The sequence below is a fragment of the Geodermatophilus sp. SYSU D00758 genome, assembly GCF_054049955.1.
The window spans coordinates 1-5,236 of record NZ_JBJGYK010000083.1; the positions used below are offsets into that span (position 1 = coordinate 1).

General features: G+C 75.5%; 3 protein-coding genes. All 3 read right to left on the reverse strand.

The window, feature by feature from the left end:
* Nucleotides 1-277 precede the first annotated feature (277 nt).
* Nucleotides 278-730 (reverse strand): chemotaxis protein CheW, encoded by a 453-nt coding sequence (locus ACI8AC_RS25105; RefSeq protein WP_456900579.1) that lies wholly within the window; start codon nucleotides 728-730, stop codon nucleotides 278-280.
* Nucleotide 731: 1 nt separating this feature from the next.
* Complete coding sequence (locus ACI8AC_RS25110) at nucleotides 732-3,305, reverse strand: chemotaxis protein CheW (protein WP_456900580.1); 2,574 nt, start codon at nucleotides 3,303-3,305, stop codon at nucleotides 732-734.
* Nucleotides 3,306-3,442: 137 nt separating this feature from the next.
* Entirely contained in the window at nucleotides 3,443-5,089 is a 1,647-nt protein-coding gene (locus ACI8AC_RS25115) for a methyl-accepting chemotaxis protein (protein ID WP_456900581.1), read from the reverse strand.
* Between the last annotated feature and the right edge of the window lie 147 nt (nucleotides 5,090-5,236).

Genomic DNA, 5,236 nt, shown 5'->3' on the forward strand with positions numbered 1-5,236 from the left:
GGGGGCCCCCCCCCGCGGGGGCGCGCCCCCCCGGACCCCCACGCCCACCCCACCCCCCCCCCCCCCCCCCCGCGGGGGGGGGGGGGGGGGGGGCCCCCGGGCCGGTCCCGGCCGCCGGGGAAGTCCGGCCGGGACGAAGGGGAGGTCCGGGGTTCAGGGGCAGCGGCGGCCCCGCTGCAGGGGCCCGCCGCGAGCTCGCGAGGGGCGAGGAGGACGGGCGGCCCCGCTGCAGGGGCCCGCCGCGAGCCTGCGAGTGGCAGGGGGCAGCGGGGTCCTTTCAGGCGCCCACCGCCTTCTGCACGTCGAGGGCCAGCAGCAGCTGGCCGTCGAGCTTGAACGCGCCGCGGATCAGCTCGCGGGCGATCCCGTCCAGCGTGTCCGGCGGTGCCTCGAAGTCGGCCGGGTCGACGTCGACCACGTCGGCGATGGCGTCGACCAGCAGGCTGACCGCCTCGCCGTGCAGCCGCACGACGATGACGACCGCGTCGGTGCCCTCCGGCCGCGGCGGACGACCGAGCCGCTCCCGCAGCTCGATGGCGGTCACGACCTGCCCCCGCAGGTTGATCAGCCCGGCGACCGCCGCCGGCGCCAGCGGCACGCGGGTCAGGCCCTGGCTCTTGAGGACCTCCTGGACGTGCGCCACCTCGATGCCGTACAGGTCGCCGTCCAGCCAGAACGTGGCCAGCTGGCCGCCGATGGCCGGCGCGGACGCTCGGGTCGTGCTGGGCACGTCAGACCTCCTGGTACGTCGCCGGGACGGAGCCGGCCGGGGCGGGGGTGGAGTAGAAGGCCGGGTCGGCGGCGAGGATGGCCGCGCGGACGTCGAGCAGCTCGGTGACCTTGTCGCCGAGGACGGCGGAGCCGAGCAGGCCCATGTCGTCGATGTCGCTGCGGACGGCGGCGTCCCCGTCGACGATGTCCAGGATCTCCTCGACGACGATCGCGACGCTGCGGCCGTGGTCGGAGTAGACGATCACCTCGAGGACCTCCCGCTCGGTCTCGCCGTAGGCACCCAGGTGCCGGTCGAGGCGGACGATCGGCAGGATCGCGCCGCGGTACTGCACCACCTCGCGGTTGCCGACCCGCTCGACGGACTCGGTCCTGACCTGCTCGAGGCGCGTCACGGTGTCCAGGGGGATGGCGACGCGGCGGCCACCGCCGATGGCGGCCAGCAGCATCCGCTCGGCCTCCCGCTCGGCCGCGGCGGCCTGCAGCAGCGCCTCGCGGGACTCCTGCCGCTCGGTGGTCTCGGTGCGCAGCGCTCGGCGGGCCAGCGCCTGGACGTCGAGGATCAGCGCCACCGTGCCGTCGCCGAGGACGGTGGCCCCCGAGTACAGCCCGATGGCCTTGAGCTGCCCCCCGACGGCCTTGACGACGATCTCCTCGGTGTTGATCACCCGGTCGACGACCAGGCCGAAGCGGCGGCCCTCGGAGCGCAGGACGGCGATCACCACGTGCCCGTCGTGCCGGTCGGAGGTCAGGCCGAGGACGTCGGTGAGCCGCACCAGCGGGAGCAGCTCGCCGCGGAGCCGGTACACCGGCGCCCCGCCGACCTCCTCGACGGCGGTGGCCGCCTTCTCGGCGTCCAGGCTGACCAGCTCCTGGAGGCTGATCTGCGGGATGGCGTAGCGGTCGCCGGCGCACTCGACGGTCAGGGCCGGGACGATGGCCAGCGTCAGCGGGATGCGCAGCCGGGTGCAGGTGCCCTGGCCGGGCACCGACTCGACCTCGATGGTGCCGCCGATGGACTCGATGTTGGTCTTGACGACGTCCATGCCGACGCCGCGGCCGGAGACGTTGGTGACCGCCGCGGCGGTCGAGAAGCCGGGCAGGAAGATCAGCTGCAGGACGTCCTGCGGGCTCATCCGGTTGAGCGCCTCCTGCGAGACCAGGCCGCGCTCGACGGCCTTGGCCCCGATGCGGGCGGGGTCGATGCCGGCGCCGTCGTCGGCCACCTCGACCACGACCTGGCCGCTCTCGTGCTTGGCGCGGAGGAACAGCACGCCCTCGGCGGACTTGCCGGCCCGCCTGCGGGCGTCGGGGGCCTCCACCCCGTGGTCCACGGAGTTGCGGACCAGGTGGGTCAGCGGGTCCTTGACCGCCTCGAGCAGGGTCTTGTCGAGCTCGGTCTCGCGGCCCTCCATCTCCAGCCGGACGGACTTGCCGCACTGGATGCCCAGGTCGCGGACGACGCGCGGCAGCTTGGACCAGATGTGGTCGATCGGCTGCATGCGCGTCTTCATGACGCCCTCCTGCAGCTCGCTGGCGATGAGGTTGAGCCGCTGGGAGGCGCGGACCAGGTCGGTGTCGCTGGAGCGGCCCACGTACTGGACGATCTGGTTGCGGGTCAGCACCAGCTCGCCGACGAGCAGCATGAGCTCGTCGAGCAGGTCGACGTCCACGCGGATCGTGCTCTCGGCGACCGCCCGGCGGGCCTGGCCGGCTCCCTCGGCCTGCCCGACCGCGGCCTCGGCCTGCCCGACCGCGGCCTCGGCCTGGCCGCTGGGCTCGGCCTGGCCGCTGGGCTCGGCCTGGCCGCTGGGCTCGGCGGCCGCGGGCTCGGTCGGGCCGCCCGGCTCGGCGGTCGCCGGCTCCGGCTCGGTGACAACCTCGGGCGCCGCCGCGGCCTCCGCGCGCGGGGCGGGGACCGGGGTGCCGTCGGCCGGCGGGGTGGCGGCCGGCGCCTTCCCGGTGGCCGGGGTCCTGGGGGCGGCCGGGGTCTTCGCGGCCTGGGCCTTCGCGGCCGGGGCCTTGCGGCGGGCGGGCTTCTTCGCGGCGGGGGCGGCGGGTTCGACCGGTGCGGACGCCGCGCCGGCGGGCTCCGCGGCGGCCGGCACCTCGCCCACCGCCGGGGCGGCCGGGGTCGCGTCGGGCGTCACCTCGGCCTCGGCGCGGGGCCGGGGCACGGCGGGCGCCGGGCGGTCCTCCATCGCGGCGCTGATGGCGGTGACGACGGCGGAGACGTCGACGTCCCCCTCGCCGCCGCTGGCCTCGATGGAGGCGAGCAGCGAGCGGACGCAGTCGACCATCTGCAGCAGCGCGTCGGTCCGCTGCGGGGTGAGCGCCAGGGCGCCGTCCCGCAGCCGGGAGAGCATGTTCTCCCCGATGTGGGTGACCTCCTCGAGGCGGTGGAACGCGAGGAAGCCGCTGGTGCCCTTGATCGTGTGGATGGTGCGGAAGATGCTCGACAGCCGCTCCCGCGAGTCGGGCTCCTGCTCCAGGGCGACCAGGTCGCTGTCCAGCTGGTCGAGGTTCTCGTGGCTCTCGACCAGGAACTCCTCGACGATGTCGTCCAGACCGTCCACGTTGCTCTTCTCTCTGGGTGTCCGGCGCCGTGGGGCGTCTCGGCAGGGTCTTCGGCCGGTGCGGCCGGGGTGTCAAGCCCAACGGGGCGGTGCCGGCACCGGGACCGGGGGTGCGGCCCCCGGTCCCGGCGGGCCGGTCAGTAGGTGAAGCGGGCGACGCCGGTGCGCAGGTCGGCGGCCATCCGGGAGAGCTCGTCGACCGCCGTGCGGGTCTGGGCGAGCGCCTGGGTGGTCGCGCCGGCCGCGGTGGAGACCCCGGTGATGTTGTCGGCGATCTGCCCGGAGCCGGCCGCGGCCTCGCCGACCGACCGCGACATCTCCGTCGTGGTCGCGGTCTGCTCCTCGACCGCGGAGGCGATGGTGAGCTGGAAGTCGTTGATCTGGCCGATCACCGTGCTGATCCGCTCGATGGCCGAGACCGCTCCCGCGGTGTCGCCCTGGATCGCCTGCACCCGGCGGGCGATGTCCTCGGTGGCCTTGGCCGTCTCCTGGGCCAGCTCCTTGACCTCGTTGGCCACCACCGCGAAGCCCTTGCCGGCCTCCCCGGCCCGCGCCGCCTCGATGGTGGCGTTGAGCGCCAGCAGGTTCGTCTGCTCCGCGATGCTCGTGATCACCTTGACCACGTTGCCGATCTCGCGCGAGGAGTCCCCGAGGCGGGTGATGGTGGCGGTGGTGGCGCCGGCCTCGGTGACCGCCTGGGCGGCGACCTGGGCGGCATCGGCGGCGTTGCGGCTGATCTCCCGGATGGAGGCGCCCATCTGCTCGGCGCCCGCGGCGACGGTCTGCACGTTGCGCGAGACCTCCTCCGCGGCCCCGGCCACCACCCCGGACTGCGCGCTGGTCTCCTCGGCCGAGGCCGAGATCTGCGCCGAGGACGCCGACAGCTCCTCCGAGGACGCGGCCACCGCGTCCGCCGAGGCCATGATCCCGGCGATGGTGGTCGCCATCGTCTCGGCCGCGGTGTTCAGCGCCGCCGCCATCTGGCCGGTCTCGTCGTGGCCCCGGACCGGCAACCGGACGGTGAGGTCGCAGGCGGCCACCCGCTCGAGGCCGCTCCGGACCTCCCGGACGCCGCGCAGGATGCCCGACGCGACCACTGCCGCCAGGCCGGCACCGAGCGCCAGCACGGCCACGGCCACGGCCAGCGTGACCCAGCGGGTGGTCCGCTCGGCGTCGGCCATCTCCGCGCGGGTCGTCGCCACCCGGCCGTCGACGGACGTGATCAGGTCCGTCATGGCCTGGTCGAGGACGTAGAAGGTGTCCCACTTCTCGCCGGCCGACAGCGCGTCGCCCTCGTCGAGCCGGCCCTGCGCCCAGAGGGCGAAGATCTGGTCGTTGTAGGCGCTCATCGAGGCCCAGTTGTCCTCGATGGTCGCCAGGCTGGCCCGCGCCTCCTCGTCGAGGAGCGCCGGGTCCAGCCCGAAGAGCCGCTCGAAGCCGGCGGCCCCGTCCCGGTAGGCGGCGACGTTGTCCCCGCCGGGGGCCGCCGCGACGGGCCCGCCCTCGGTCCGGGACTTCCAGGCGGTGATGTTCTGCCAGTTGGCCGCCCACAGCAGGTCGTAGCGCGCGGCGTCGACGGTGCGCTGCACGCCGACGGCGGCGGTCACCCGGTCCTGCATCTCGTCGACGCGCGCGGCGCCGGTGAGGCCCGTGACGGTCACCGCCAGGGTGCCGAGGGCGAGGACCGCCGTGAGGACGGCGATGCGGACGCCGATGCCGCGGTCGCGGTACCAGTGCCGGGCGGGGCCCGGTGCGGGGGCGAGGGGGCGGGGGGAGCTGGTCATGGGTCCTGTCTCGTCGGCGGACGACGTCGTCCGTGGGGCCGGGACCGGGGCCGGGGCCCGGGGGGGGGCCCCCCGCCCCGCCGGGCCGGCCTGTAGTGTAACCGGGGCACCCCCGGGGCCCCGTCGGGGCCCAACCGGCTAAGAGAT

Coding starts and splice junctions, on each gene's coding strand:
- ACI8AC_RS25115 (WP_456900581.1), bottom strand. CDS start 5,089: ATGACCAGCTCCCCCCGCCCCCTCGCCCCCGCACCGGGCCCCGCCCGG.